We start from the raw sequence: 23,820 nt of genomic DNA on the forward strand, positions 1-23,820 counted from the left end.
GGCCGAGTCGGCGTCCCCGACTCAGCGCAGATTGTCCGGCCTGGGATGCGATGCGGTCCCCTCAAGCCTCCGGAAGAAAGTCCGGAACGCTGAGATAGCGCTCGCCCGTATCATAGTTGAACCCAAGCACGCGCGAACCCGCCGGAAGGTCGCCCAGCTTCTTCGCAATCGCCGCCATGGTCGCGCCCGACGAGATGCCGATCAGCATCCCTTCCTCACGCGCCGCGCGGCGGGCGAACTCCTTCGCATCGGCCGCATCGACCTGAATCGCGCCGTCGATCGAGTCAGTGTGCAGGTTCTTCGGCACGAAGCCGGCGCCGATGCCCTGGATCGGGTGCGGACCCGGCTGGCCACCCGAAATGACCGGGGACAGTTCCGGCTCAACCGCGAATACCTTGAGCGATGGCCAGTGCTTCTTCAGCGTCTCGGCAACGCCGGTGATGTGGCCGCCGGTGCCGACGCCAGTGATGATGACGTCGAGCGGGGTGTCGCCGAAGTCCTTGAGGATTTCCTGCGCCGTGGTGCGGACATGGACATCGACATTGGCCGGGTTCTCGAACTGCTGTGGCATCCACGCACCGGGGGTCGATTCGACGATCTCGATCGCCCGCTCGATCGCGCCCTTCATTCCCTTTTCACGCGGGGTCAGGTCGAAGCTCGCGCCATAGGCCAGCATCAGGCGGCGGCGCTCGATGCTCATACTCTCGGGCATCACCAGCACCAGCTTGTAGCCCTTGACCGCCGCAACCATCGCCAGCCCGACGCCGGTATTGCCGCTGGTCGGCTCGACGATCGTGCCGCCGGGGCTCAGGCTGCCATCGGCCTCCGCCGCCTCGATCATCGCCAGCGCGATGCGGTCCTTGATCGACCCGCCGGGATTGGTGCGCTCCGACTTGATCCACACCTCGGCATCGGGGAACAGCCGGGCCACGCGGATGTGCGGAGTGTTGCCGATCGTTTCGAGGATCGAGTTCGCCTTCATGCCTTGATCTCCTCTGGCGGGGAATTGTCCAACGATGCGGGCGGATCGAAGGTCCGCGCGCACCGCAATTCGGGGAAGATACGCGCCCACAGCGCGGTTACCAAGATGGCTGCGATGCCGCCGCCCACGGTCGCGACGACTGGCCCGATCAGCGAGGCGAGAAAACCCGATCGCGCCTCACCCAGCTCGTTCGAGCTGGAAATGAACAGCGTCGAGACCGATCCGACCCGCCCGCGCATCGCGTCGGGCGTGTGCAGCTGGATCAGTGAGGACCGAACATAAACCGAGATCATGTCGAACGCGCCAAGCGCTATCAGCGCGGCAATGGAGACCAGCACCGCCGGGGCGAGTTCGCTGCCGATCATTGACGGGCCAAACCAGCTGGTCATCAACGGCCCGGCCCAACCGAACACGGTCGTCGCAACGCCAAATCCGATCACCGCCCACAGCATCTTGACCCCGACATTGGTCTTGAGCGGACGCCACGACAGGATCACCGCCACTGCGACCGCGCCTACTGCAGGTGCCGCGCGCAGATGGCCGAGTCCGTCCGCGCCGATCATCAGGACGTCGCGGGCGTAAATCGGGAGCATCGCGGTCGCGCCGCCCAAAAGCACTGCAAACATATCCAGCGAGATCGCGCCGAGGATCAGGCGGTTACGGCGGACATAGTGCAGCCCCTCGATCATCTGCATCAGCGGATTGCCGATGCGGGCGATCGTGCTGCGCACCACCGGCGTCACCAGCATCATCATCAGGAAGGATACGCCGAACAATGCGGTCGCGACCCAATAGGGCACCGCCGGCCCGACGGCGTAGAGATAGCCGCCCATCGCAGGGCCGCCGATCGATCCAACCTGCCACGCCAGCGCACTCAACGCGATGGCGGTGGGGAGCGAGGCGGCGGGGACGAGATTGGGGGCGAGCGCCTGCTGCGCCGGGCTGATGAACGCGCGGGCAACGCCGAGCAGCGCCGCGATGCCGAACAGAGCGGGCAAGGTGATAGTGTCGGTCTGGGTCAGCCAGGCCAGCGCGGCGGCGCACCCCAGTTCCAGAGCGATCGCCGCACGGACGATCCAGCGGCGATCAAGCCGATCGGCCACCCATCCGGTGATCAGGGTGAGCGCAAGCAGGGGAAGAAACTGTACCAACCCGACAAAGCCGAGCTGCATCGCTGCTTCGCGGATGCCCATCGTCTCGCGGGCGATGTCATAAACCTGCCAGCCAATGACGACCACCATCGACAGTCCGGCCAGTGTCGAGGCGAGGCGGGCGATCCAGTAGGCGCGGTAGTTATGGATCGAAAAGGGGTGGGCAGCCATGCGTTCCTGTCCGGCCGCGCGTCCTGATGATCCGCGGCCCAGCCCGGCTCTAGTGGCGGAGGGTCGTCGCGTGCAATGAAGGAATGATTGGCGACGAACGTCGCGCCCTATGCGCGACGTTCGTCATCGCTTCAGGCGAGTGAAACGTCGGCAACCTTGTCCTTATAATCTTCCTTCGGATCGGCACCCAGCATCATCTTGAGACCCGCGAACAGGCTGTTTTCGTTCAACCAGATCTGGCCATGTTCCGTGTTGAGGCGGAGCAGCTGGAGCTTGGGATCGTCCTTGCCACCTTCATACCAAGCGGCCACGAAGGGGTTCCACAGCCGGTCGATCGTCGCGCGGTCATTGTCGGCGACGAGGCTGCCGTGGATCGTCGCCCACAGATCATGACCCTTCGACACGAAATGCGCCATCGCACGATTGCCCTCGGTCAGGCCCTGGACGATGCCATTGTCCTTCGTCGTGAAGAACCAGATCGGGCCGCCATGCTGGCCGTCTTCACGCAGCGCGGTCATCGGCTGGGCATGGCCGTCGCGCACGCCATCAAGACCAAGGAAAAGGGTGCGGTCGCTGTCGAGCGCCTTCCAGAATTTTTCGGAGAGTTCCTGCGGGTTGGACATGGGGTATGCTCCTAAATGGTGAGTTGGAGCGGGGAACGGACGGCGGCGCGGTGCGGTTCCGTGGACGTAGCGATGTGGTTCGACGCTTCCCTTAATTGAGAGAGCGGCAAACGCGTTTCAGCAATGCGGCAGCGCTCCAGCAAAGCTGAACGCGTGTCTAACCCAGATCCTGCGCCTGCTCGCGGTAGCGGATATAGGCGGTGCCCGGCTGATGCATCGGAAATCCCGACTGGGCCAGTCGCCCGATCAGCTGACGCGCCCGATAGGCAAGCGCGCTGCGGCCATCGTTGGCGCGGGCGTCATCGACCGGGCGCAGCGCTGCGCCGCTCCGCGTCAACAACCCGCTATCGACCAGCGCATCGATGTTGCGCGAGGTGGTTGCGTAGGGAAGGCCAAGGATGCGCGCGGCGGTGCTGGTGCGGATCACCGGATCGGTCGCGCGATCCGCGCCCGCATGGGCCGCGCGACGCTGCGCCGATTCGATTGCTAGCAGCAGCGCGAGGCGGGTGAAATTCTCCTCGCGCCGCCCATGGCTCTCGACCGCGGCGAGCATCAGGTCGAGTGCAATGCCGATCCCGGATCGCGGGTCATAGGTGATGTCGGACGCGGGCGACGGCAATGTGAGGCCGTCGCCTTCCATATCCTCGATCAGGCGGACCAGCAGGTCGTGGCACGTGTCGGTAAGGCGCGCGACCCGCGGCTCGACGATCGCCTCGGTCGTAACCGACAGCCCGTTGGGCGAGCGCAGGATCAGCGCTTCGTCGATCAGCGCGTTGGCGTGCCGCCGGGTCGTTTCGAACGGCCGGCCGAGCGAGGCGGCGAGTGCGTTGATACTCACCGGGCGTTTGCGGCCCGGCGTCTGGTCGAACGGGCCACAGGCGCGCGCAGTCGCCGCGAACAGGATTGCACTGTTGAGATTGCCGAATGCGTCCAGCGCGTGCGCCATGGCCGACACGGCGAACGTGAGGACGTGCAGGTCAAACGTTGCCCCTTCGAGCGGGGGCGATGCCGGCTGGAGGAGCCTTGCCTCAGCCAACATGGCCCCGGACCACTTCCAAGCACATCAAGTTTCGACGCAACAAAATAGCAACTTCCCCCAAAGCGGAGGAAAGTAAGAGCGCTCTGCGTCACGGGTGCAACGCGTCTGCTACTCATTTTGCGCGCATTATCGGGCCGGGATCGGGAAATCCGGCGACTTGCGACCTGAAAGCCACAAGTGGGGGCAGCATGGCGGCGCGCACCTTGCAGTTACTTGCCGCCATCACGCCCTCGACGCACCCATATCGGATCGAGGGTGCAGCTATGATTTGAACCGGGGCGCGGCGCGCGCCACGCCCCGGTCCGGAGTCAGGCATAGGCAGAGTGGCGCACCGGGACCGGCGGCAGGCGGTTGCCGAGCCCGCCGAGTGGGCCAACCACCAGCCCCCGCATCGGCTGCCAGAAGGCCGACAGGGTCAGCAGCGCCGATCCGATCACCAAAGCCGTCAGCGCCGCGCCCAGCTCGACCGCGCCCGCCGTCTGGAGCAGCGCGTACATCGCATAGAGGACATAAGCGAGGCTGGAGACGAGCAGTGCGCGGCGATCAACGGCGAGCGCGACGATCGCGAAACCGACATAAAGCAGCAGCACGACCGCAGCCATGCCCGGCTGGACCGCACCGTCGAAGATGCCGAGCATGCGGAAGATCGGGTGGGCGATCATCGGTGCCGCCGCGAGATGCAGCCAGAAGGCAACATCGGCACGGCGCGTCTTGCGCTCGCGATCCGACATGTCCCAGCGCATCGCGAACAGGAACATCAACACGCCGCCGCCCAGCACGATCGGCATCGCCCAATCCTGCGCTGTGGGGATGGCGATCATGATCAGCGCGATCATCACGCCGACAACCGCGACGGCCCCCGCGGCCACGGTGATCGGCACCATGAAGCGGCGCCAGTGCAGCCATGCCGCTCCTGCCGTCGCAACACCCACGGTGGCCGCAATCCCCGCCGCGATCTGACGCTGCGTTTCATTGTCGTTGCCGACATAGCGTTCGAGCAACTCGACATTGATGGCGACGATGCCCACCAGCGTGGCGGCAATCCCGCCGACAAAGGCGAGCAGCAGCAGGATGCTGGGCAGTGCCATGCGGCGGATGCGCGTGAAATATTCGGCCAGCCCCCACGACAGCGCCGCCACGGCGACGCCACCAAGCCAGGGCTTGATCTCGCCCCCGATCTTGGCGACTGCGACCAGCATCAGTGCCGCCGCAATCGCGACGAAGATGTCGTTGAACCCGGTCAGCAGCCGGAAATGCTCCTCGTCTGCGATCGGCGCAGAGCGCATCGACGCGATATGGTCGCGGAATGCGGCGGCGGCCTCGGGGCTGATCGCCCCGGCCTCCACCGCGCTGTTGAGATCCACTTCGCTATACATGGCAGTCCCTCCTGTACCGGAGAGACTGCCATAAGTGTATTAGTGTTGCAATACGCTGTTGCGCTAGTTTGTATTCATCTGCGCTGAACCGGCACCGGCCCGTTCCCCCACCCGGCCACCCAACGACAGTGTATTCTATGGGTGGCCGGGTGGGGGAGCGGGCCGGTGCCGCCACACCGAAAAACTTTAGCTCTGCAGCTTCGCCATGATCGTCATTGCCTGCTCGCCGCCCGATTTGGGCACGATCTCGCCGGTGCGATCGGTGATCTGCGCCCAGTGTGCGGCGACGCCCTCGGGGCTCATCTCCGCGTCGCTCAGGCGCACGCCCTGAGTCAGCGTGACATACGCGGCCTGGAATACGCCTGCTCCGGCACCGACGATCGCATTCGTGGGCGCGTCCTCGCTGACCAGAAACAGCGCGGCGGGAGCGACACTCTCGGGCGTGAACGCCTTGAATGCGGCTTCGGGGAAGATATCCTCAGTCATCCGCGTGCCTGCGGTCGGGGCCAGGGTGTTGACGCGGATATTATACTTCGCGCCCTCAAGGTAGAGCGTCTTGGTAAGCCCGGCGAGGCCGAGCTTGGCGGCGCCATAATTGGCCTGTCCGAAATTGCCGTACAGCCCGGACGATGACGCGGTCATCAGGATGCGGCCGTAATTCTGGTCACGCATCGTCGCCCACACCGCCTTGGTCGCGTTGGCCGATCCGTTGAGGTGAACATCTACGACGAAGCGGAAATCCTCCGGCTCCATGTTCGCGAAGCTCTTGTCGCGCAGCACGCCAGCATTGTTGATCAGGATATGAACGCCGCCCCATTTCTCCTGCGCGCGCGCGACCATTTCCTGCATCTGGGCATAGTCGGTGACGCTGCCGCCATTGGCGATCGCCTCGCCGCCCGCCGCTTCGATCTGTTCGACCACCTGCTGTGCGGCGTCCGACGTGCCGCTGCCGTCGCGCGATCCGCCAAGGTCATTGACCACGACCCGCGCACCGCGCTTTGCGAGTTCCAGCGCATAGGCGCGTCCCAGACCCCCACCAGCGCCGGTGACGATCGCGACGCGGCCTTCAAAACTGATGCTCATAACCCCTCCGACTTGACGTTCCCGTCAAGCTATGCGGCGGGTATGCGCGGCTGGCAAGCGGGCAGCTCGACCTGGCAGTTACTGCCCCGCGTCGAGCGAGTATCCCGCCGAGCGCACGGTGCGAATGATGTCGGGGCGGTTGCCGATATTGATCGCCTTGCGCAGCCGGCGGATGTGCACATCGACCGTGCGGCTCTCGATATCGCTGTCATGCCCCCATACCGCATCGAGCAGCCGCTCGCGCGAGAACACCCAGCCCGGATGCTCCAGGAAATGCTTGAGCAGGCGGAATTCGGTCGGGCCCAGCGGCACGACTTCGCCGCCGCGGCGGACCTTGTGGCCGACCGTGTCCATCTCGATGTCGGAATAGGTCAGCGCCTCACCCGCCAGCGCCGGGCGAACGCGGCGCAGCACCGCGCCGACGCGCGCGACCAGCTCGCGCGGCGAGAAGGGCTTGGTCACATAATCGTCGGCACCGGTCTCGAGCCCGCGCACGCGATCCTCTTCCTCGCCGCGTGCGGTGAGCATGATGATCGGCACATTCGCCGTCTCGCTCATCCGGCGCAGGCGACGACAGACCTCGATCCCCGACAGGCTTTCGACCATCCAGTCGAGCAGCACGATGTCGGGCGGCGATTCCTGGGCGAGCAGCAGCGCCTCTTCGCCGTCGGGGGTGTGGCGGACCTCGAAATCCTCACGCCGGAAATGATAGGTGAGGAGTTCGGCGAGCGCCGCATCGTCCTCGACCAGCAGCATGCGCGCGCGGCTCATTTCAGGCCTCCGGGGTCTCGACCGGATCGCGGTCGGCGAGATATTGTCCGGTCGCGGCGAAATAGACCATTTCGGCGACGTTGGTCGCATGGTCGCCGATCCGCTCGATATTCTTGGCGACGAACAGCAGGTGGGCGACCTCGCTCACCGTGCGCGGGTTCTCGACCATATAGGTGACGAGCGTCCGGAAGATGCTGTCGTAGAAATCGTCGAGCCGGTTGTCGCGCTCGATCACGCGGATCGCGCCCTCGGCGTCGCGGGCGGAGAAGGCGTCGAGCACCTCGTGCACCATCTCGCTCGCGAGTTGCGCCATCGCCGGGATGAGCGAAATCGCCTCGATCCGGTCGGTGCCAGTCGGGTGGATCAGGGGAACGCGCTTGGCGATATTCTTGGCATAGTCCCCGATCCGCTCGACCACGCCCGCGATCTTGAGCGCGGCGACGACGTCGCGCAGGTCGTCGGCCATCGGCGCGCGCAGCGCGATGACGCGGACGGCGAGCTTCTCGACCTCGGCTTCGATCGCGTCGATCGCCTTGTCCTTCGTGCGGACTTGCTTTGCCAGCGCGAGGTCATTGCGCTCAAGCGCGGTCATCGCATCCTGGATCGCCTGTTCGGCGAGGCCGCCCATCTGCGAGATCAGCGCGCGCAGATGCTTGATGTCCGCGTCGAACGCCTTGACGGTATGTTCCTGACCCGTCCCCATCATCCGTACCTTCCGGTGATATAGTCTTTGGTGCGCTCCTGACGGGGCGCGGTGAAGATCTGGTCCGTCTCGCCATATTCGACAAGCGTGCCGAGGTGGAAGAAGGCGGTGCGCTGGCTGACGCGTGCGGCCTGCTGCATGTTGTGGGTGACGATCACGATCGCATATTTGCCGCGCAGTTCGTGGATCAGCTCCTCGATCTTGGCGGTGGCGATCGGGTCGAGCGCCGAGCAGGGCTCGTCCATCAGGATGACTTCGGGGTCGACCGCGATGGCGCGCGCGATGCACAGCCGCTGCTGCTGGCCACCCGACAGCGCGGTGCCGCTGTCCTGCAGCCGTTCCTTGACCTCTTCCCACAGGCCCGCGCGCTTGAGCGAGCGCTCGACGATCGCGTCCATGTCCGAACGCGAACGCGCCAGGCCGTGGATGCGCGGGCCATAGGCGACGTTCTCGTAGATCGACTTGGGGAAGGGGTTCGGCTTCTGGAACACCATGCCGACGCGGGCGCGCAGCTGCACCACGTCCATCGAACGGTCGTAAATATCCTCGCCGTCCAGCATGATCCTGCCGTCGACCCGCGCGCTCGCGACGGTGTCGTTCATGCGGTTGAGCGTGCGCAGGAACGTCGACTTGCCACAGCCCGACGGGCCGATGAACGCGGTCACATTCTCCATGTCGACGTCGATCGACACGTCGCGGATCGCCTGTTTCTCGCCATAGAAGACGTTGACGCCGCGCGCCGACATCTTGGGCGTGTCGTCGCGCTGCGCGGGCGCGGCGCTATCGACGGCGGTGCTTGCATAATCGATTTGGGTCATCACCAGCGGGTCTCGAAGCGGTTGCGAAGATAGATGGCGATGGCGTTCATCGCGAGCAGGAAGATGAGCAGGACGATGATCGCGGCGCTCGTCTTTTCAACGAAGCCGCGGCTCACCTGATCCGACCACAGGAAGATTTGCACCGGCAGCACCGTCGCGGGCTCGAACACGCCACCGGGCGGGGTAACGATGAACGCGCGCATGCCGATCAGCAGCAGCGGTGCGGTCTCACCCAGCGCACGCGCCATGCCGATGATCGTGCCGGTCAGGATGCCGGGCAGGGCGAGCGGCAGGACGTGGTGGAACACCACCTGGATACGGCTCGCGCCAATGCCGAGTGCGGCGTCGCGGATCGAGGGCGGCACCGCCTTGATCGCGTTGCGTCCGGCGATGACGATGACCGGCATGATCATCAGTGCCAGCGTCATGCCGCCGACCAGCGGCGCGGAGCGCGGTAACTGCATGAAGTTGAGGAACACGGCGAGGCCGAGCAGGCCGAAGATGATCGACGGGACCGCAGCCAGATTATTGATCGACACCTCGATCAGGTCGGTCCAGCGGTTCCGCGGCGCATATTCCTCAAGATAGATCGCCGAAAACACGCCGATCGGGAAGGCGATCAGCAACGTCACCAGCATCGTCAGCAACGACCCCTTGAGCGCACCCCAGATGCCGACGCCAGTGGGGTCGGTGGCATCGGAGCCGGTCAGGAAGTCGATGTTGAAGCCCTGCTTCAACGTGCCTTCGTCGCGCAGCCGCACCGCAACCTTGGTCACCTCAGGGTCGTTGCCGTCGCCCTTCGCGGCGAGCGCGATCGGGGAGGAGGCGGGCACGTCGATCGACGCGCGGCCCTGCAACAGCTCGGGCCGGTCTTTCAATTCATCACGGACCGCGACCCACGCATTGTCCGAGATATAGTCGACGCCATCCGGCCCGAACGCCGCGACCGCCGCGTCGGCGACGACGTCGTTCAGCCCCGCACCGGCAAGCGCCAGGTCGGCACCTTTGCCGCGCAGCTGTTCCGGCGTGACCTCGAGGGCTGCCGCCTTGAAGTCGATCGGCAGTGCGATCTCGGCGCGCTGGAACCCGCCAATGCCCTGCCACAGCATCGTGACGAGCAGGAAGGCGAGGAAGCTGGCCGAGCCGACGACCGCAGCCAGTCCCCACATGCGGAAGCGACGCTCCTTGGCATAGCGGGCACGGATGCGCTTTTGCATCACATCGGTCTTCCAACCCGTCGGGGCCGCGCGTGCGGGCTCCTCGGAACTGGTCGGCAGCTGCGGGATGAGGCTCTCACTCATAAGCTTCGCGATACTTTTTGACGACGCGCAGCGCGACGATGTTGAGGACGAAGGTGATCATGAACAGCGTCAGGCCCAGCGCAAAGGCGGCGAGGGTCTTGGGGCTGTCGAACGCGGTTTCACCGGTCAGCAGGTCGACGATCTGCTTGGTCACGGTGGTCGCGCCATCGAACGGGTTGAGCGTGATATTGGCGGCGCCCGAAGCGGCCATCACCACGATCATTGTCTCGCCGATCGCGCGGCTGACCGCGAGCAGGATGCCGGCGACGACGCCGGGCAGGGCGGCGGGGATCAGCACGCGCTTGATCGTCTCGCTGGTCGTTGCGCCCATCGCGAGCGAACCGTCGCGCATCGCGGTCGGCACAGCTGCGATCGAATCATCGGCCATCGACGATACGAACGGGATGATCATGATGCCCATCACCAGACCTGCCGACAGCGCGCTTTCGGCTGAGGCGAACTGGAAGCCGAGCATGACCGCGAAATCGCGGATCAGCGGGCCGACGGTCAGCGCGGCGAAATAGCCGTAAACGACGGTCGGTACGCCCGCGAGGATCTCAAGGATCGGCTTCATCCACGCGCGGAAGCTGCGCGGGGCATATTGGGTGAGGTAGATCGCGCTCATCAGGCCGAACGGGATCGCGATGATCATCGCGATGACGGCGCCGATGAAGAAGGTGCCCCAGAACAGCGGAAGCGCGCCGAGATTGGCACCGGGATCGTCGGCGCGGATGACCTGCGGGCTCCAGTTCAGGCCGAACAGGAAATCGGTGATGGGGACGATCGAAAAGAAACGAACGCTCTCGAAGATCAGCGAGAGGAAGATGCCGAGCGTCGTCAGGATCGCGATCAGCGACGCGACGAGCAGCAGCATCATCACCGCCCGCTCGAACTTGGTCCGCGCGCGGAAATCCGGTTTGACCTTGGTGAAGGCCAGCGCCCCGAACGCGAACGCGATGATCAGCGCCAGCGCGGTGCCGATCCAGTTATAGCGGGTGAGCGCGGTGGCATAGGCCGGAGCGAGTTGCTCGGCGACCGGGTAGAACGCACCCTGGCTGCTACCCTCGGCCAGGCTGCGCGCCTCGTTGAGGATCGTCTCACGCTCGAAACCGAATGCCGGGAGCTGGGCGGCGGCGGGGCTGGAGAGCACCGATTCGGTGACCAGACCCGGGCTGACATTCGCCCAGACGAGGATGAAAATCAGCGCCGGGACCACGGCCCAGGTCGCGACATACCAGCCATGCTGGCTGGGCAGGCTGTGCAGCCGCTTGGCGGCGAGGCCACGCGCCATGCGGGCGGCGCGCGCCCGCGCCGTCAACCAGCCGATCAGCCCGAGGCCGAGCACGAGGAACAGGAGTGCGAAGACGTTCACCGGTCGAAACCGCCTATCTGGGAGGGGTGGGCGTGTCGGCTTGGATCAGTCGAGGTCGCCGCGCTGCATCACGCGACCCTGGCCGATCGTGTCGCTCGCCTTGCTGCGATCCGCGTCGGACGAGGCGATCATGCCGCGCTTGGTCAGCGGACCTTCCGGCTCCCACATCTTGGTATACTGGCCGAGGAACTCGTTGATCCCGGGCACTGCCTTCAGATGCTGCTTCTTGACGTAGATGAACATCGCGCGGGCACCGGGATACTCGCCCGACGAGATCGCGGCATAGGTCGGGTCGACGCCGTTGACCGGAACGCCCTTCAACCGCGCGGCGTTTTCCTCGAGGTAGGAATAGCCGAACACGCCGATCGCATTGGGGTTCGCGCTCAGCTTCTGGACGATCAGATTGTCGTTCTCGCCCGAGTCAACATAGACGCCGTCCTCACGCACGCGGGTGCACAGCTCCTTGGCCTTGTCCTTGTCGGTCTTCTCGATTTCCTTGACCTGCGGATATGCCTCTTCGCAGCCCGGATGCATGATCAGCTCGTGCAGCGAGTCGCGCGTGCCGCTGGTCGCGGGCGGGCCCATGATCGAAATCGGCACGGCGGGAAGCGACGGGTTGATGTCCGACCACAGCTTCGCCGTGTTGGGCTTGCCCATCGGGGTCGCGGCGAGCGCGCGATAGGCTTCGGCGAGCGTCAGCTTGATCTTCGGCCCATTGATCGATTCGGCAAAGGCGATGCCGTCCATGCCGACCTGGACTTCCATGATCTCGGTCACGCCGTTGCGCTGGCACAGGTCGAATTCCGACGCGGTCATGCGGCGCGAGGCGTTGGTCATGTCCGGGTGCTGCGGGCCGACGCCCGCGCAGAACAGCTTCATGCCGCCGCCGGTACCGGTCGATTCGATCACCGGCGCCTTGAAGCTGCCCGAGTTGACGAACTGTTCGGCGACCATGGTGGTGAAGGGATAGACGGTCGACGAGCCGACGATCTTGATCTGGTCGCGGGAAGCCTGGCCCCCGCCGCCGCCACAGGCAGAAAGCGTGAGCGCCGAAAGCGCGATCAGAGTGAAGCTGCGCATCGTTGAATCCCCTCGGCCTGCTTGCGAGTCGCGGGACGGGGGCCGGGCCTGTCCGCGACCGGCCCTCTGTTTCAATTGCGTGACGTTATGATGACACCGACTCCGGAATCGCTGCTGTGGGCAGCAGGATGGTGACGGCGGTGCCCTCTCCGACACTGCTGGTAATATCGAGCCGACCGCGATGCCGCTCGACGATATGCTTGACGATGGCGAGGCCAAGGCCGGTGCCGCCGGCTGCCCGGCTGCGGCTCGAATCGACCCGATAAAATCGTTCGGTCAGGCGGGGGAGGTGCTCGGGCGCGATGCCTTCGCTCTCGTCGCGGACGGTCAGCCGGACCATCGCCGATTCGGTCGCGGCGAGCGCGACCGTGACCGGCGTGCCGGCGCGGCCATATTTCATCGCATTGCCGATAATATTGTGCAGCAGTTGCGAGAGCTGGACCCGGTCGCCACGCACCGCCGGCATCGGATCGACGGTCAGCGCAATGTCTGCGGCGCGCGCGGGGGCGAGTGCCGACAGCTCGTCGCGCACCTGGCCAAGCAGCGCGGGAAGATCGACGACATCGTCCGGTGCGCGATATTTCTCCGCCTCGATCCGTGACAGCGAAATGAGGTCGTCGATCAGCCGCTGCATCCGCCGCGCCTCGTTATCCATGACTTTCAGGAACCGCGCGCGGGTTTCGGGATCGTCGGCGGCATCCTCCAGCGTCTCGATAAAGCCGAGGATCGAGGCGAGCGGGGTGCGCAGTTCGTGGCTGGCATTGGCGACGAAATCGACCCGCATCTTGTCTGCTGCATGGGCGCCGGTCCGGTCGCTGAGATGCACCACGCGCCCGCCGTCGGGCAGCGCGAGGACCCGCATCTCCCACCGCTGGTCGCGCGTGCCAAGGCCGACCAGATGGATCGGGCCGCCGGGTGCCCCATCAACCGGGTTGAGCAGCCTTTCGGCCGCAGCGGGGTGGCGGATCGCGACGCGGACATCCTCGCCCAGAATATGCTCGCCCAGCAGCGCGCGCGCTGCGCGGTTGGCCGCCGTGACGCGCTGCGCCTCGACCAGCAGCATCGGTTCGAACACGGCCTCGATCGCCTCGGCAACGCCCGCCGGGGTCGTGCCGGTCGCGAGCGGAGGCGCGTCTTCCAGCGCGGGCTCGTCGGGCGGGGGCGATGCGATCAGCGCGGCGAGCGTCGCTCCGACCAGCGCGATCCCGCCCGCCTGCGGCCCGGCGGTGATCCACGCGACGATCGCGGTAACGAGAATCGCGATCAGCGCGGCAAAGGTGCGGGGGTTGGTCAGGCTGGGCATGTCATCCAGCCTAACCGATCGTCGCGCGATTCACACTTGTGAAAGGCAAGTATGCGAGAGATGAACGCATCATGGCCAACACAACGCCTCCCAAGGACGGACCGACCAAAGGCCCCAGCAGGCGCGCGCTGATGCTGGGTGCCGCCAGCGCGTCGGCGATCGTGTCGATCAAGCCGGCGCTCGCGCAGACTGCGGGGTCGGTGCTGAACTGCGAGATTCCGGTTCCCGACGCCGGGCGCGCGGGCAATTACATCGCCGCCGATGGATCGCTGGTTCCAGCCGGGACGCAGGGCGCGTTCCCGCCGGCGGGCCGCAATTTCAAGGGTGAAGAGGTCAAGCAGGCGCTGAATGGCGCGAACCTGCCCGGCACCACCTATGACCAGAGCCGCGCTTACACCAATTACATCCGCCGGCTGCAGCGCGGCACGAGCGGTTTTACCTGTTTCGCATCGCTCCAGATGCCGCGCGGGTAACGCCGAGTGACCCGGTATCGCGCCGCGCCCGCCGCGACGCTGCGGATCGAGCTGCTCGATGCGCTGACGCTGGTCTATCACCGCGCTTCGGGGATCACGCATCTGGTCGATTCGCCGGTGCCGGAGTTGCTCGACCTCCTGACTGAGCCGCTGACGCTGGATGAGGCGCTGGCGGCGCTGACTGAGCGGTTTGATCTGGTCGATCCTGACCGAGACGCGCTCGCGGCACGGATCGACGAACTGGTCGCGTCCGGGCTGGTGGAGCGGGTGTGATGCGCCACGCCACCATGCTGCGCATCGGGCCGGTGGGGTTCCGCATCGGCAGCGACTGGCGCGCGCCGGTTGCGGTGCTGGACCATCTCTACCGTGACTACCCGCAGCCGCAGGACGGCATCCCCGATTTCACCGTGCGCCTGTTCGCCGCGCGTTGCTGGCGGCGCTGGATGCGCCCTGCCGTGCATCTGGGCGGGGATTTCGTAATTCCGGAGGCGGCGCCTTTGCCGCTCGCGCAAGGCGTGCTGGCGGCGGAAATGGCGATGAATTTGCAGATGGCGCTGGGGCAACGGCGCTATCTGCTGCTCCACGCCTCGGCGGTCGAGAAGGATGGCCGCGCGCTGGTGATGACCGGAGAGAGCGGGGCGGGCAAATCGACGCTCGCCGCGCTGCTGATGGCGCGCGGCTGGCGGCTGATGGGCGACGAGTTTGCCTTGCTCGATCCGGCGACGGGGATGCTGCACGGCTTTCCGCGGCTGATCAGTCTGAAGAATGAGGCGATTGGGGTGATGCAGGCGGCGTTGCCCGATGCGCGCTGGGGACCCTTGCTCAAAGGCACGCCGAAGGGGGATATTCGCCACCTTGTCCCGGACGCGCGAGCGATTGCGGCGATGGATGCACCGGCCCGGCCCGCGCTGATCCTGTTCCCGGCATTCGGCCATCAGGTCGCCGAACGCGCCGTCGAGCCGAGCGAGTGTTTGGTGCGGCTCACGCAAGCATCGACCAACTATGTCGCGCTGGGTGAGGCCGGGTTCGACGCGCTGACCGGTCTGGTGCGGGGGGTCCCGGCGCGGGCGATCGACTATCCCGACACCGACGGCGCGATCGCGCTGGTCGAGCGACTGTGGGGGGAGCTGGCATGAGCGGCGCGCTGGTCGCCCGCGCGTTGCGCGATCCGGCGTCGGCGCTGGCGCTGGATGCGGCAGGCTGGACCGCGTTGCTGTGCGCCGCGCGCGCGGAGACGCTGATCGGGACGCTGGCGCATCGGCTTGATGGCCTTCCGATCCCCGATGCCGCAGCCCGCATCCTCGCGGATGCGCGCGCGGCCGCGGAACAGGGGCGGATGGCGGCGCTGTGGGAGGCGGAGATGGCTCGCCGCGCGCTCGCCCTAAGCGGCATGCCGGTGGTGCTGCTCAAGGGCACCGCGTTCGTCGCGAGCGGACTGGCGGCGGGGCAGGGACGGCAGATCGGCGATCTCGACATCCTCGTCCCGCGCGACCGGATCGAGGAGGCAGAGGCGCTGCTGCTTGCCGCCGGGTGGGAGTGGGTGAAGCCCGACCCCTATGACGACGCCTATTATCGCCACTGGATGCACGAGCTGCCACCGCTGATCCATCGCGAGCGCGACCGGATGATCGACGTCCACCACACGATCCTGCCGCTGACCGCGCGGGTGACGCCCGATGCGGCTGCGCTGATCGCGAGTGCGGTGCCGCTGGGCAATGGTCTGTCGGTGCTGCCGCCCGAGGGGATGGTTGTCCATGCGGCGGCGCATCTGTTCGCCGATGGCGATCTGCAGGGAGGCTTGCGCAATTTGTGGGATATCCACTGCCTGCGCGACGAGTTTGGCGGGGTTGAGTTCGACCTGGCGCTTGCGGCCTGCGCGGCTCGGCATGGCTTGACCCGTGAGGTCGAGCGCTCGTTGCGGCTGTCCGCGCATCTGTTCGGGGAAGGCACGGCGCTGGCGCTTGCCGACCGCGTCTATGTCCGCCGCCTGCTTGCCCGCGACGGCTGGGGGCAGCGGACGCGCAAGCTGACCGAATTCGCCTTCTACCTACGCGGCCATTTCCTCCGCATGCCGCCGCTCAAGCTGGCGAAGCATCTGTGGACGAAGTGGTGGAAAGGCTATCGCCCAGCCGGATGAGTGTCGGCACCAGCTCGTCATAGCCGTCGATCACCGCGTTCGCGCCCAGTTCCGCGACCGGCTGCATCAGGAACCCGAAGCTGACCGCGATGCTCGGGATGCCGGCGTTCTTCGCGGCCAGAATGTCGTAGATCGAATCGCCGACGAACGCAGCGCGCCCGCCGCCACAGCGCGCGATCATCTCATGGATCGGGGCCGCCGAGGGTTTGGCGTTGCCGCGCCCCATCGTGTCGCCGCCGATGACACAGGCAAAGCGGTGGTCGAGGCCGACCTCGCGCACCAGCCGCGTCGCGAAGCGTTCGAATTTGTTGGTGACGATGGCGAGTTTGACGCCGCGCCCCTCCAGATCGTCCAGCGCCCCCGCCAGCCCGGCGAACGGGACGGTGCCATACGACAGGTTCTCGCCATAGAACTCCAGCAGCGCAGGATAGGCGCGACGCATGATCTCTTCGTCATAGCCACCCGATTCCTCCAGCCCCTGTTTGAGCATGTTCTTCGCCCCGCCGCCGATCATCGTCCTGATGCGGTCGGGCGCGAGGGTGGGGCGGTCCATCAGCGCCAGCGCATGATTGGTCGCGGCCAGCAGGTCGGCGCTGGTATCGAGCAGCGTGCCGTCGAGGTCGAACCCGACGATATCGAAAGGAAAATCGGTCATCGCGCCAAATGCCTGTGCCACTATGGAAATTGCAACATGATCGTGGCAGGGCCGCGCCCGAGGGGAGTCCAGTTTCGATGACCAAGCCGATCGCCGCGATCATTCTTGCCGCCGGAAGCGGGACGCGGATGAAGTCCGACACGCATAAGGTGCTGCACAGAATCGCAGGCAAGCCGATGTTGTTGCATTTGACCGATGCCTTTGCGGCGGCGGGCGCGGCTGAGAAAGTGGTCGTGGTCGGCGCACGGCGCGAGCAGGTCGAGGCGGCGGTTGCGCCGCTCGGCGTCAAAATCGCGCACCAGGGCGAACAACTCGGCACCGCGCACGCGGCGCTGATGGCGCGTGAGGCGCTGGCGGGCTTCGACGGCGTCGTGATTGTCGCATTCGGCGACACGCCGTTCCTGTCGGCACACACGATCGCGGCAATGGCGGCGCGGCTCGATGCGGCGGATGCGCCGCGCGTCGCGGTGCTCGGCTTCCGTCCCGACGATGCCAAGGCCTATGGCCGGATCATCGCTGACGCGGACGGCGCGATTGCCAAGATGGTCGAGTATAAGGACGCGACCCCCGAGGAGCGCGCGGTCGACCTCTGCAACTCCGGCGTCACCGCCGTGCGCGCCGCGGACCTGTGGCCGCTGCTCGACCGGGTCGGGAACGACAATGCGGCGGGCGAATACTACCTCCCCGACATCGTCATGCTCGCGCTGGCCGATCGCGACCGTGCGGTGGTGGTCGAGACCGATGCGGATGAGGTGATCGGGATCAACAGCCGTGCCGAACTCGCCTATGCCGAGGATCGCTGGCAGGCGGCACGGCGGGCGCAGGCGATGGCCGATGGCGCGACGCTGATCGCCCCCGAAACCGTGTGGTTCGCGCATGATACCGTGCTGGGCCGCGACGTGACGGTTGAGCCGAACGTGGTGTTCGGCCCTGGCGTCACCGTCGCAGACGGCGTCACGATCCGCGCCTTCTGCCATATCGAGGGTGCGACGATCGCGACCGGCGCCGAAGTCGGACCTTATGCGCGGCTCCGCCCCGGCACGGTGCTGGGCGAGAAGAGCAAGGTCGGCAATTTCGTCGAGACCAAGAAGGCCGTGCTGGGCAAGGGCGCCAAGGCCAACCACCTCACCTATCTGGGCGATGCGCAGGTGGGCGAGGGCGCGAATATCGGCGCGGGCACGATCACCTGTAACTATGACGGCTTCTTCAAATATCCGACCGTGATCGGGGCGGGCGCGTTCGTCGGGTCGAACAGCGCGCTGGTTGCGCCGGTGAGCATCGGCGAAGGCGCGATCGTCGGCGCTGGGTCGGTCGTGACCAAGGATGTCGAGGCCGACGCACTGGCACTGGTGCGCCCCGAACAGACCGCGCGCGCAGGTTGGGCGAAGCGGTTCCGCGCGGCGATGGCGGCACGAAAGGCAGCGAAATGAGCGATATCTATGAAGGCAAGCCGTTCCTGAGGCTGCTCGACGCCTATGTCCTCGACGCGATCGGCGCGCTCGATGCGGATAGCGACGCGGCGCTCAAGGCGCAGGAACCGACGTTTCACACACTGTTCGGCGCCACCGGCGACTGGCGCAGCATCGTCGTTCAGCGGATGCAGTTTCCGGAGGGCATGGCGGGCGCGATCAACGAGGTCTGGACCAAGGGGCGCGCCAAATTCATCGCCGCGCAGGGGCATGAGCCAGACCCGGTGGAATTCGTGCGGAGCTTTGTCGACAGCAAGTTCCCGCATTGACATGATATCATGATATGATATCAGCATATCAATGACCCGCATCCTTGCCGATCTACCCGATGAAGACATCAAATGGCTCGACGCTCAAGCGGCCGAGCAGGGCAAGTCCCGCGCCGCAGTGCTGCGTGAGGCTGTTTCCGCTTATCGTGCCGAAGCGCCCAAGGACTGGCTGGAGATTGGGTTCGGCGCGTGGAAGGATCGCGACGATATCGGCGATGCGGTCGAATGGCAGCGGCGTGAACGCGCCTCTTCGACGCGGCCGTGGGACGATGATTATGAAGAGGTGAAGGCCGAGTTCCCTGACCTGTTCGATGCCGAGGATGACCGCCAGCGGCAAATCTATCTCGACATGAGCAAGGGCCGCTACCCCGATCCGAAGAAGCCCGCCAAGTGAGCGGATTTGCGTTTGACTCAAACATCCTGATCGACGCGCTCAAGGGTCTGGAGCCAGCGCGCGACGAATTGCGCCGTGCGACATCGGGCGGCGCGCGCGCGTGGATCAGCCGCATGGTGTGGATCGAAGTCCTGTCCAAGGGATCGGGGGAAGGCCTCCGCCGCGCGGAAATTCTGCTGTCGGGCTTTGGCATCGACGAAATGGACGTCGAGATCGCAAGCCGCGCGGCCAGCCTGCGCCGGGAGCGTCAGCGGCTGCGTTCTCCCGATGCAGTTATCCTCGCCACCGCAATGCTGCGCGGCCGCGTGCTCGTTACCCGTAACACCAAGGATTTCCCGGCCAACATGCCTGGCATCCGCGTCCCCTATACCCTCTAAAGTCGAGAGCAGACCCCATGTGTGGAATCGTTGGAATCCTGGGCCGCGAAGATGTTGCCGACCGTCTGCTCGATGGCCTGAAGCGGCTGGAATATCGCGGCTATGACTCGGCCGGCATCGCCACCATCGTTGACGGCGGTATCGCCCGCCGCCGCGCATCGGGCAAGCTGGTCAATCTGGGCAAGGTTCTGGCCGAGGATCCGCTCCCCGGCAATGTCGGCATCGCGCACACCCGCTGGGCCACGCATGGCGGCCCGACCACCAACAACGCCCACCCGCACGCGACCGGCGAGGTTGCGCTGGTCCACAACGGGATCATCGAGAACTTCAAGCCGCTGCGCGAGGAGCTGCTGGCGCGCGGGCGGGTGTTCGAGAGCGAGACCGATACCGAGATCGTCGCGCATCTGGTGAGCGAGCAGGTCGAGGCAGGCCTCGATCCCGTCGCCGCGGTCAAGGCGGTGCTGCCGCGCCTGCACGGCGCCTTCGCGCTCGCGATCCTGTTCCGCAGCCACCCCGACATGCTGATCGGCGCGCGGCTCGGTTCGCCGCTGGTGGTCGGCTATGGCGAGGGGGAGACCTATCTCGGCTCCGACGCCCTCGCGCTCGCTCCGCTGACCCAGCGCATCTCGTATCTGGAGGAAGGCGACTGGGTCGTCCTCACCCGCGACGGAACGCAGGTCTATGACGTTGAGAACAACCCCGTCGAGCGCCCGATCGTCAATTCGGGTGCGTCGGGCCAGCTGATCGACAAGGGTAACCACCGCCACTTCATGGCGAAGGAAATCTACGAACAGCCGATCGTCGTCGCGCAGACACTGCGCGGTTACCTTCAGCGGCTCGAGGAAAAGGTGACGCTGCCGATCCCCGAGTTCGACCTGTCGGCGATCCGCCGCGTCACCATCGTCGCGTGCGGCACCAGCTACTATGCCGGGATGGTCGCAAAATACTGGTTTGAGCAGTTCGCGCGTGTCGCGGTCGACATCGATGTCGCATCCGAGTTCCGCTACCGCGCGCCGGTGATGGAGCCGGGCGGGCTGATGATCGTGATCAGCCAGTCGGGCGAGACCGCCGACACGCTCGCCGCGCTGCGCCACGCCAAGGCCGAGGGGCAGACGATCGCCGCCGTGGTCAACGTGCCGACCAGCACGATGGCGCGCGAGGCGGACCTGTTGCTCCCCACCCATGCCGGCCCCGAGATCGGCGTCGCATCGACCAAGGCGTTCACCTGTCAGCTCGCCGTCCTTGCGGCACTCGCCGCCAACCTCGCCAAGGCGAAGGGGCGGATGACGCCGGAAGAGGAGAAGGAAATCGTCCTCCACCTCGCCGAAGCCCCCGCCGCGCTCAACGATGCGCTGAGCCGCGACGAGGCGATCGAGGCGATGGCGGGCAGCGTTGCCGGCGCGCGCGACGTCCTCTATCTCGGCCGCGGCACCGACTATCCGCTGGCGATGGAAGGCGCGCTGAAGCTCAAGGAAATCAGCTACATCCATGCCGAAGGCTATGCCGCCGGCGAGATGAAGCACGGCCCGATCGCGCTGATCGACGAGAATGTACCCGTCATCGTCATCGCGCCAAGCGGCCCGCTGTTCGAAAAGACCGTCAGCAACATGCAGGAAGTGCAGGCGCGTGGCGGCAAGGTCGTGCTGATCTCAGACGCCGAGGGGATTGCCGCAGCGGGCGAGAATTGCCTCGCGACGATCGAGATGCCCCGCGTCCACCCGCTGATCGCGCCGATCGTCTATGCGGTGCCGGTGCAGTTGCTCGCCTACCATGTCGCGGTGGCCAAGGGCACGGACGTCGATCAGCCGCGCAACCTCGCCAAGTCGGTGACGGTGGAGTGAGGCCGTAGGGAAGCTGGAGCGGGTGAAGGGAATCGAACCCTCGTCGTGAGCTTGGGAAGCTCCTGCTCTGCCATTGAGCTACACCCGCGAGGCGCGTCGAAATCGAAGGTTTGCGGGCGGTTGTCAAGGACGATCGCGTGGAACCAAGGACACCGGGGTGGAATCGTGCACCCCGATCGTGCGCGCCACTGTGACTAACGGGCCGTTGAGCAGGTCGGGTGACGTTTCGCTATCAATAGTTCGGGTACACCTATGGCCGGGGGTATCATGGGGCCGGAGCTGGAGCTGTGAGCACTCTTTCTTTCGGCAAATGGTTGCTCGCGGGAGGATTGCCCGTGAATGCGGAAGAACTGTCGGACGTCGCGCTGCATCAGGATGACGATCGCCGCGCCGATGACCGCACCACCACCTTGTTTCAGGTCGCACGCCTGCTCACCGAACAGGGTGCGCAGCATCTCTGTCTGATCCGGAACATCGGCGCGGGCGGGATGATGCTCGAAATCTACGCGCCGCTCGAACCGGGGATGCGCGTGCGGATCGAGCCGAAGGTGTGCGATCCGATTGCGGGGGTGGTGCGCTGGGCGCAGGCGGGGCAGGCGGGGATCGCCTTTGACGACCCGATCGACGTGCATGCCTATCTTCACATCCACAATGTGCTGCTGCCTGACCAGCTGCCGCGCTGCCCGCGCGTCACCACGGCGCTGCGCGCGCGGCTGCGCATCGGTGCGGTGTGGCACCTTGTCCCGCTGATCGACCTGTCGCAGGGCGGGGCAAAGGTCGAGACCGATCTGCCGGTGGAACTGGGGCAGGGGGCAGAGATCGATATCGCGGGCATCGGCACGCTCGGCGCGCATGTGCGCTGGGTGCGCGGTGAGCGGATCGGGCTGGTCTTCATCAATCCGCTTCGGCTGGCACTGGTCGCCCAATGGATTGCGACCCACGGCGCGGAACAGGGAGCTGTCCGCGCCGCGTGACCGCGCTCAATCGATCGTGCGCGCCAGCTCGCGGTTGAGCCACAGCGCCACCAGCGTGCCGATCGCGCCGGAGAGCAGATAGGCACCCGCCGCAAGCAACCCGAACTCCGACGACAGCCACAGCGCTGCCAGCGGCGCAAAGCCGGCGCCGAACAGCCAGGCGAGATCGGCGGTCAGGGCCGAGCCGGTGTAGCGGTAGCGCTGCTGGAAGCTGGCCGAGAGCGCGCCCGAGGATTGGCCGAACGTCAGGCCGAGCAGCACGAAGCCGAGCAGCATGAACGCCGCCTCGCCCGCCTCGCCCATCTCGAGCAGCTGCGGCGCGAAACCGCTGAACGCGGCGATGGCAGCGGCAGTGGCGGCGAGCACGGTCCGGCGACCCACCCGGTCGGCGAGATAGCCCGAAGCGACGATCGCGCCGACGCCCAGCGCTGCCGCGACCGCCTCGATCGCGAGGAAGCGGACCGGCGATTCCTCGGTGTACAGGAACACCCACGACAGCGGGAACACCGTGACCATGTGGAACATCGCAAAGCTCGCCAGCGGGGCGAACGCGCCAAGGATGATCGTGCGCCAGTTCGACCGGATCGTGTCGATCATCGGTGCAGGCTGCAGCTCACGCCGCTCGAACAGCGTCGCATAGTCCGGCGTCACCACGATGCGCAGCCGCGCGAACAGCGCCACGACGTTGATCGCAAAGGCGACGAAGAACGGGTAGCGCCAGCCCCAGTCGAGGAAGTCCTGCGCGGGCAGGGCGGCGATCAGGAACATGAAGAGCAGGCTGGCGACGATCAGGCCGAGCGGTGCGCCGAGCTGCGGGATCATCGCATACCAGCCGCGCTTGCCCTCCGGCGCGTTGAGCGCGAGCAGCGAGGCAAGGCCGTCCCATGATCCGCCGAGCGCGACGCCCTGACCCATGCGGAACAGCGCGAGCAGCAAAGCCGAGCCGACGCCGATCGAGGCGTAGCCGGGGAGGAAGGCGATTGCCGCGGTCGATCCGCCGAGCAAGAACAGGGCGATGGTCAGCTTGGCACCACGGCCATAGGCGCGGTCGATCGCGGTGAAGATCAGCGTGCCGACCGGCCGCGCGACAAAGGCGAGGGCGAAGATCGCGAACGACCACAATGTTCCCTGCAGCGGGTCGAGATGCGGGAATACCAAAGCGGGGAACACCAGCACCGACGCGATGGCATAGACGAAGAAGTCGAAGAACTCGGACGTGCGGCCGATGACGACGCCGATCGCGATCTCGCCCGGGGCGATCTTGTGCCCGTCCCGCGGACCATCGGAATTGACCGCGCGGGCGTCGCGCTCGGCTTCGGTCGTGGGGACGGTGTCGGCGCTCATTCCAGTCTTCCCGGCTTGCCGCATCGGCGCGGCGCGAATCACTCTGGCGGGTCAGTGTCGGCTTCCCGCAGCAGAACGCACTGCTGCATTGATGGGCATCAAGGGATTGGACAA

25 protein-coding genes and 1 tRNA gene are annotated in these 23,820 nt (G+C 66.1%); 10 read left to right on the forward strand and 16 right to left on the reverse strand.

The annotated features are described in order from the left end of the window. Window positions 1–61: 61 nt before the first annotated feature. The 13 genes from cysK to VGN66_RS12635 form a co-directional block, all read right to left on the reverse strand. On the reverse strand, window positions 62–982 hold the full coding sequence (gene cysK / locus VGN66_RS12575; protein ID WP_327519153.1) for a cysteine synthase A: 921 nt from the start codon (window positions 980–982) through the stop codon (window positions 62–64). Next, window positions 979–2,304, reverse strand: a complete 1,326-nt coding sequence (locus tag VGN66_RS12580) for an MFS transporter (protein WP_327519154.1) — start codon at window positions 2,302–2,304, stop codon at window positions 979–981. The genes cysK and VGN66_RS12580 overlap by 4 nt, the downstream gene beginning before the upstream one ends. A 131-nt stretch (window positions 2,305–2,435) precedes the next feature. Next, on the reverse strand, window positions 2,436–2,927 hold the full coding sequence (locus tag VGN66_RS12585; protein WP_327519155.1) for a pyridoxamine 5'-phosphate oxidase family protein: 492 nt from the start codon (window positions 2,925–2,927) through the stop codon (window positions 2,436–2,438). A gap of 157 nt (window positions 2,928–3,084) precedes the next feature. Beyond that, complete coding sequence (locus VGN66_RS12590; protein WP_327519156.1) at window positions 3,085–3,873, reverse strand: hypothetical protein; 789 nt, start codon at window positions 3,871–3,873, stop codon at window positions 3,085–3,087. Between the two features lie 401 nt (window positions 3,874–4,274). Continuing rightward, complete coding sequence (locus tag VGN66_RS12595; RefSeq protein ID WP_327519157.1) at window positions 4,275–5,342, reverse strand: hypothetical protein; 1,068 nt, start codon at window positions 5,340–5,342, stop codon at window positions 4,275–4,277. Between the two features lie 186 nt (window positions 5,343–5,528). Further along, window positions 5,529–6,425 (reverse strand): SDR family NAD(P)-dependent oxidoreductase, encoded by an 897-nt coding sequence (locus tag VGN66_RS12600; RefSeq protein ID WP_327519158.1) that lies wholly within the window; start codon window positions 6,423–6,425, stop codon window positions 5,529–5,531. A gap of 78 nt (window positions 6,426–6,503) precedes the next feature. Next, window positions 6,504–7,196 (reverse strand): phosphate regulon transcriptional regulator PhoB, encoded by a 693-nt coding sequence (phoB, locus tag VGN66_RS12605; RefSeq protein WP_224922486.1) that lies wholly within the window; start codon window positions 7,194–7,196, stop codon window positions 6,504–6,506. A gap of 1 nt (window position 7,197) precedes the next feature. Then, window positions 7,198–7,899: a phosphate signaling complex protein PhoU gene (phoU, locus tag VGN66_RS12610; protein ID WP_327519159.1), complete on the reverse strand. Its 702-nt coding sequence runs from the start codon at window positions 7,897–7,899 to the stop codon at window positions 7,198–7,200. Further along, window positions 7,899–8,645, reverse strand: a complete 747-nt coding sequence (gene pstB, locus VGN66_RS12615; protein WP_327519382.1) for a phosphate ABC transporter ATP-binding protein PstB — start codon at window positions 8,643–8,645, stop codon at window positions 7,899–7,901. Before pstB ends, phoU begins: the two co-directional genes overlap by 1 nt. Before the next feature lie 71 nt (window positions 8,646–8,716). Then, on the reverse strand, window positions 8,717–10,018 hold the full coding sequence (gene pstA, locus VGN66_RS12620; protein ID WP_327519160.1) for a phosphate ABC transporter permease PstA: 1,302 nt from the start codon (window positions 10,016–10,018) through the stop codon (window positions 8,717–8,719). After that, window positions 10,011–11,390 carry a phosphate ABC transporter permease subunit PstC gene (gene pstC, locus VGN66_RS12625; RefSeq protein ID WP_327519161.1) on the reverse strand — a complete coding sequence of 460 codons (1,380 nt, stop codon included), beginning with the start codon at window positions 11,388–11,390 and terminating at the stop codon, window positions 10,011–10,013. The genes pstA and pstC overlap by 8 nt, the downstream gene beginning before the upstream one ends. Before the next feature lie 45 nt (window positions 11,391–11,435). Continuing rightward, a complete protein-coding gene (locus VGN66_RS12630; protein ID WP_327519162.1) occupies window positions 11,436–12,470 on the reverse strand; it encodes a substrate-binding domain-containing protein in 1,035 nt (344 codons plus the stop codon). Window positions 12,471–12,555: 85 nt separating this feature from the next. Continuing rightward, complete coding sequence (locus tag VGN66_RS12635; protein ID WP_327519163.1) at window positions 12,556–13,773, reverse strand: ATP-binding protein; 1,218 nt, start codon at window positions 13,771–13,773, stop codon at window positions 12,556–12,558. A 71-nt stretch (window positions 13,774–13,844) separates the two neighbouring features. Here VGN66_RS12635 and VGN66_RS12640 point away from each other — a divergent pair, with 71 nt between their 5' ends. The 4 genes from VGN66_RS12640 to VGN66_RS12655 are packed head-to-tail and all read left to right on the forward strand — an operon-like array spanning window position 13,845 to window position 16,383. Further along, entirely contained in the window at window positions 13,845–14,246 is a 402-nt protein-coding gene (locus tag VGN66_RS12640) for a hypothetical protein (RefSeq protein WP_327519164.1), read from the forward strand. A 6-nt stretch (window positions 14,247–14,252) separates the two neighbouring features. Beyond that, the gene (locus VGN66_RS12645; protein ID WP_327519165.1) at window positions 14,253–14,519 is read left to right on the forward strand and encodes an HPr-rel-A system PqqD family peptide chaperone; all 267 of its coding nucleotides are present in this window, start codon (window positions 14,253–14,255) and stop codon (window positions 14,517–14,519) included. Further along, window positions 14,519–15,382 (forward strand): HprK-related kinase A, encoded by an 864-nt coding sequence (locus tag VGN66_RS12650; protein WP_327519166.1) that lies wholly within the window; start codon window positions 14,519–14,521, stop codon window positions 15,380–15,382. The genes VGN66_RS12645 and VGN66_RS12650 overlap by 1 nt, the downstream gene beginning before the upstream one ends. Continuing rightward, complete coding sequence (locus VGN66_RS12655) at window positions 15,379–16,383, forward strand: nucleotidyltransferase family protein (RefSeq protein WP_327519167.1); 1,005 nt, start codon at window positions 15,379–15,381, stop codon at window positions 16,381–16,383. Before VGN66_RS12650 ends, VGN66_RS12655 begins: the two co-directional genes overlap by 4 nt. Here VGN66_RS12655 and VGN66_RS12660 read toward each other — a convergent pair. After that, window positions 16,325–17,038 carry an HAD-IA family hydrolase gene (locus VGN66_RS12660; protein WP_327519168.1) on the reverse strand — a complete coding sequence of 238 codons (714 nt, stop codon included), beginning with the start codon at window positions 17,036–17,038 and terminating at the stop codon, window positions 16,325–16,327. The genes VGN66_RS12655 and VGN66_RS12660 overlap by 59 nt on opposite strands. Before the next feature lie 77 nt (window positions 17,039–17,115). Here VGN66_RS12660 and glmU point away from each other — a divergent pair, with 77 nt between their 5' ends. Genes glmU through glmS form a run of 5 tightly spaced genes read left to right on the forward strand, consistent with a single transcriptional unit; the run spans window position 17,116 to window position 21,388 of the window. Beyond that, window positions 17,116–18,468 (forward strand): bifunctional UDP-N-acetylglucosamine diphosphorylase/glucosamine-1-phosphate N-acetyltransferase GlmU, encoded by a 1,353-nt coding sequence (glmU, locus tag VGN66_RS12665; protein ID WP_327519169.1) that lies wholly within the window; start codon window positions 17,116–17,118, stop codon window positions 18,466–18,468. After that, the gene (locus VGN66_RS12670; RefSeq protein ID WP_327519170.1) at window positions 18,465–18,776 is read left to right on the forward strand and encodes a hypothetical protein; all 312 of its coding nucleotides are present in this window, start codon (window positions 18,465–18,467) and stop codon (window positions 18,774–18,776) included. Before glmU ends, VGN66_RS12670 begins: the two co-directional genes overlap by 4 nt. Before the next feature lie 31 nt (window positions 18,777–18,807). Continuing rightward, on the forward strand, window positions 18,808–19,170 hold the full coding sequence (locus VGN66_RS12675) for a ribbon-helix-helix protein, CopG family (protein ID WP_327519171.1): 363 nt from the start codon (window positions 18,808–18,810) through the stop codon (window positions 19,168–19,170). Next, a complete protein-coding gene (locus VGN66_RS12680; protein WP_327519172.1) occupies window positions 19,167–19,547 on the forward strand; it encodes a type II toxin-antitoxin system VapC family toxin in 381 nt (126 codons plus the stop codon). Before VGN66_RS12675 ends, VGN66_RS12680 begins: the two co-directional genes overlap by 4 nt. 17 nt (window positions 19,548–19,564) lie before the next feature. Next, window positions 19,565–21,388 carry a glutamine--fructose-6-phosphate transaminase (isomerizing) gene (glmS, locus tag VGN66_RS12685; RefSeq protein WP_327519173.1) on the forward strand — a complete coding sequence of 608 codons (1,824 nt, stop codon included), beginning with the start codon at window positions 19,565–19,567 and terminating at the stop codon, window positions 21,386–21,388. Between the two features lie 14 nt (window positions 21,389–21,402). Here the strand turns inward: glmS and VGN66_RS12690 are convergent. Beyond that, window positions 21,403–21,476 (reverse strand) — tRNA-Gly (locus VGN66_RS12690). Window positions 21,477–21,675: 199 nt separating this feature from the next. Between VGN66_RS12690 and VGN66_RS12695 the strand changes: the two genes are divergently transcribed. Further along, on the forward strand, window positions 21,676–22,362 hold the full coding sequence (locus VGN66_RS12695; RefSeq protein WP_327519174.1) for a PilZ domain-containing protein: 687 nt from the start codon (window positions 21,676–21,678) through the stop codon (window positions 22,360–22,362). A 6-nt stretch (window positions 22,363–22,368) separates the two neighbouring features. On the opposite strand, the gene VGN66_RS12700 is transcribed toward VGN66_RS12695, so the two are convergent. After that, entirely contained in the window at window positions 22,369–23,706 is a 1,338-nt protein-coding gene (locus VGN66_RS12700; protein ID WP_327519175.1) for an MFS transporter, read from the reverse strand. Window positions 23,707–23,820: the final 114 nt, after the last annotated feature.

The organism is Sphingomonas sp., assembly GCF_035998645.1.
In the GTDB taxonomy this organism is placed as follows: Bacteria; Pseudomonadota; Alphaproteobacteria; order Sphingomonadales; family Sphingomonadaceae; genus Sphingomonas.

Coding starts and splice junctions, on each gene's coding strand:
- VGN66_RS12700 (WP_327519175.1), bottom strand. CDS start 23,706: ATGAGCGCCGACACCGTCCCCACGACCGAAGCCGAGCGCGACGCCCGC.
- glmU (WP_327519169.1), top strand. CDS start 17,116: ATGACCAAGCCGATCGCCGCGATCATTCTTGCCGCCGGAAGCGGGACG.
- VGN66_RS12650 (WP_327519166.1), top strand. CDS start 14,519: ATGCGCCACGCCACCATGCTGCGCATCGGGCCGGTGGGGTTCCGCATC.
- VGN66_RS12655 (WP_327519167.1), top strand. CDS start 15,379: ATGAGCGGCGCGCTGGTCGCCCGCGCGTTGCGCGATCCGGCGTCGGCG.
- glmS (WP_327519173.1), top strand. CDS start 19,565: ATGTGTGGAATCGTTGGAATCCTGGGCCGCGAAGATGTTGCCGACCGT.
- phoB (WP_224922486.1), bottom strand. CDS start 7,196: ATGAGCCGCGCGCGCATGCTGCTGGTCGAGGACGATGCGGCGCTCGCC.
- VGN66_RS12590 (WP_327519156.1), bottom strand. CDS start 3,873: ATGGCGCACGCGCTGGACGCATTCGGCAATCTCAACAGTGCAATCCTG.
- VGN66_RS12675 (WP_327519171.1), top strand. CDS start 18,808: ATGACCCGCATCCTTGCCGATCTACCCGATGAAGACATCAAATGGCTC.
- VGN66_RS12600 (WP_327519158.1), bottom strand. CDS start 6,425: ATGAGCATCAGTTTTGAAGGCCGCGTCGCGATCGTCACCGGCGCTGGT.
- cysK (WP_327519153.1), bottom strand. CDS start 982: ATGAAGGCGAACTCGATCCTCGAAACGATCGGCAACACTCCGCACATC.
- VGN66_RS12595 (WP_327519157.1), bottom strand. CDS start 5,342: ATGTATAGCGAAGTGGATCTCAACAGCGCGGTGGAGGCCGGGGCGATC.
- pstA (WP_327519160.1), bottom strand. CDS start 10,018: ATGAGTGAGAGCCTCATCCCGCAGCTGCCGACCAGTTCCGAGGAGCCC.
- VGN66_RS12630 (WP_327519162.1), bottom strand. CDS start 12,470: ATGCGCAGCTTCACTCTGATCGCGCTTTCGGCGCTCACGCTTTCTGCC.
- VGN66_RS12580 (WP_327519154.1), bottom strand. CDS start 2,304: ATGGCTGCCCACCCCTTTTCGATCCATAACTACCGCGCCTACTGGATC.
- VGN66_RS12670 (WP_327519170.1), top strand. CDS start 18,465: ATGAGCGATATCTATGAAGGCAAGCCGTTCCTGAGGCTGCTCGACGCC.
- pstB (WP_327519382.1), bottom strand. CDS start 8,645: ATGTCGGCGCGCGGCGTCAACGTCTTCTATGGCGAGAAACAGGCGATC.
- phoU (WP_327519159.1), bottom strand. CDS start 7,899: ATGGGGACGGGTCAGGAACATACCGTCAAGGCGTTCGACGCGGACATC.
- VGN66_RS12635 (WP_327519163.1), bottom strand. CDS start 13,773: ATGCCCAGCCTGACCAACCCCCGCACCTTTGCCGCGCTGATCGCGATT.
- VGN66_RS12585 (WP_327519155.1), bottom strand. CDS start 2,927: ATGTCCAACCCGCAGGAACTCTCCGAAAAATTCTGGAAGGCGCTCGAC.
- VGN66_RS12660 (WP_327519168.1), bottom strand. CDS start 17,038: ATGACCGATTTTCCTTTCGATATCGTCGGGTTCGACCTCGACGGCACG.
- VGN66_RS12640 (WP_327519164.1), top strand. CDS start 13,845: ATGGCCAACACAACGCCTCCCAAGGACGGACCGACCAAAGGCCCCAGC.